General features: G+C 33.4%; 1 protein-coding gene and 1 pseudogene. Both read right to left on the reverse strand.

Features of this window, described 5'->3' with window-relative positions; translation table 11 throughout:
- Positions 1-237 precede the first annotated feature (237 nt).
- A pseudogene (locus GGR08_RS07785) lies at positions 238-660 on the reverse strand (LbetaH domain-containing protein); the annotation flags it as partial.
- A gap of 81 nt (positions 661-741) precedes the next feature.
- Positions 742-1329 (reverse strand): hypothetical protein, encoded by a 588-nt coding sequence (locus GGR08_RS07790; RefSeq protein WP_183194736.1) that lies wholly within the window; start codon positions 1327-1329, stop codon positions 742-744.
- Between the last annotated feature and the right edge of the window lie 1116 nt (positions 1330-2445).

Consider the following 2445-nt stretch of genomic DNA (forward strand, 5'->3'; position numbering starts at 1 on the left):
ATACGTTTTGTATATATGCGTTTCATTACTCCATGTGGATGATTCATTTTAATCAATAAGAAATGCTATTTGAAAGCCGCGTCATATCACTTGGCCCGGCTTTCTTTTATGGAACGCTCTCTTTTATGAGATGTTTATAGCAATGCGTTTTATATGCATTTATACACCATAAAGAAGGCACGTCCCCCACGCCGTTCTTTATTCTGTTTTATCAGTTGTATTGACAACATTATCCCTTTCATACACCGCACATTTTTTGGGCACCAACCTTACTTTGCTTTTTTTATTGATTTTTGCATTGCCATAAACACGCGCCTGATGATAAACCCAAGCATTATAAGAAAGATGCGCATTGTCATAAACATGGGCATTTGCATAAACGCGGGCACGGTCACATACATGGGCATTGCCATAAACACTACCCATTATAATAGCGTTATTAAAAACCTTGGCATTTTCATAAATATGGGCAGGATTTAAAACAAGAGCATTATCGTAAACCCAGCAATTGCCATCATGCGAGAGGTTGTTTTCACTTTCAATAAAGCCCCCTAAATCACCAGCCTTGACATCATCAAAATCTATTAAAGCCCGAATGCGATAAAGAGTTTGATTATTAAATACACGTGTCTCATTTGTGAGTGCAAACTTTTTTTGCATAGCACAATTCCTTTATAAATAGATTTGAATTTTAGAATGAAATGTTTAAAAGGAGGCGCCCCCGCCGCGCCTGCGCGTCATTTACACAGTTGTAAAAACAATATCACCAGTGATAACGGGTTCTTTATAATTGCCACCAATTTTGGTATCACCACCAATCTCAGTATAGCCAATTACCTTGGCATTGCCATAGACATGAGCATCACCATGGACCTTGCCATAAACCTTGGCATGTCCAAAAATATCACCATAAACCAATGCGTTCTCATAGACTTGCGCATTGCCATAAACCTCAGCTCTAATATGCACGCTAGCATTGCCATAGACCCTTGCATTTTCATAAATTTTTGCAGATCCAGTAATTTTTGCATTATCCGAAACATGGGCATTATCGTAAATACGAGCATCACCATAAACCATGGCCTTGCCACCGACCCAACAATCACCATTATGAGCTAAATTTGCAACCTTATGTATAAAACCGCCTAGATCACCAGCTTTTATATTAGCAAAATCCCTTAAAGCCCGAATGCGATAAAGAGTATAATCACCAACCTCTATTGTCTCTCCTGTAAATTCGTATTTTTTTGCAGACTCTTGTTTATTAACAGGCGCGGTTGCATTTGAAATGGAAGAGATAACGGGGGTGTTGTTTGAGATATTTGTCATATTTAAAACCTTACTGATTAAATGTTTGTTATTGACATCTCTATAGAGGCGCCGGGTGCTAACAAACACGGCAGTAAGTCCGTCGTTACACTTTTCCCATAAACGGGTATTGTATGGTGTAACTACACCCGACAAAATCACTATATATGCTAACAAAAGCATAAAAGATAGTCAGTTTTTAATAGGATTAGGTTTATCGTAACCTATTCGCTTACTGTTTAGTGTTGTTAAGCACTTGATTATTTATATAACAAAATACGTATTTATTGTCAAATAATATTTTATTTTTTTGATATTTTTTGTATTTTTTAATTGCATTATCTATTAATTTTATCATGTTCTTATGAATTTCTTCTTTTATATTTATGCGCTTTTAAAGCTATATTATGGGCTTTAGAAACGATTGGCTTCTTTTTCGAATCTATACATTTATAATATTTAGAAACGCTCTCATAGTGCGTATTTTTAACTTTATAACCTATCAATTTTGTTGCTAAATGAATTTTAATTTTTTGTGAATTTTGTTTATAACGCATTTATCATTTGCACTATCTTAATAGGCACCGCGCTCTTATAACCAATGCAATTCATTTGCATTTTTGCTTTATTCAAACAAAGCTACTGTTTTTACGCATTCTTTATAATTGTTATATGCTTTATAGTCATGGCATCATTTTTCATTGTCATAAGAGAAACGATAAATAGGATAATTGTAATTTAGAGACTGTTATGAAAACACTTATGAAAATATCATAAGAGAGATTGATCATTATAGAGATTAGCAAAATCCTTTTTAATAGGCTTTTGTCAGTTGTGTCAGTTTTGTCAGTTCTTTTTAGACCCTCTATTATTTTTTTTAAATGAGTAAAAATAAAAGTTGTTATATTTCAATATGTTAATGTTTTAAAGAAACAATCTATATTAAATACAATCCGTAAATACAATCTATAATATACATTTAAAGGGGTTTTGTAGGTGTTTTGGGGGGGGTAAGAACCTACAAAACCTATAAGTAATATAAGAAAATGAATATATATAACTCTCTTTAAACAAAGCTTTTGATAACAAAGCACTCATTTTAGATTACGATATAACCTCTTAAAGGCAATGTAAAAG

Origin of the sequence: Bartonella fuyuanensis, from assembly GCF_014197255.1 — a bacterium.
GTDB lineage: Bacteria > Pseudomonadota > Alphaproteobacteria > Rhizobiales > Rhizobiaceae > Bartonella > Bartonella fuyuanensis.

Coding starts and splice junctions, on each gene's coding strand:
- GGR08_RS07790 (WP_183194736.1), bottom strand. CDS start 1,329: ATGACAAATATCTCAAACAACACCCCCGTTATCTCTTCCATTTCAAAT.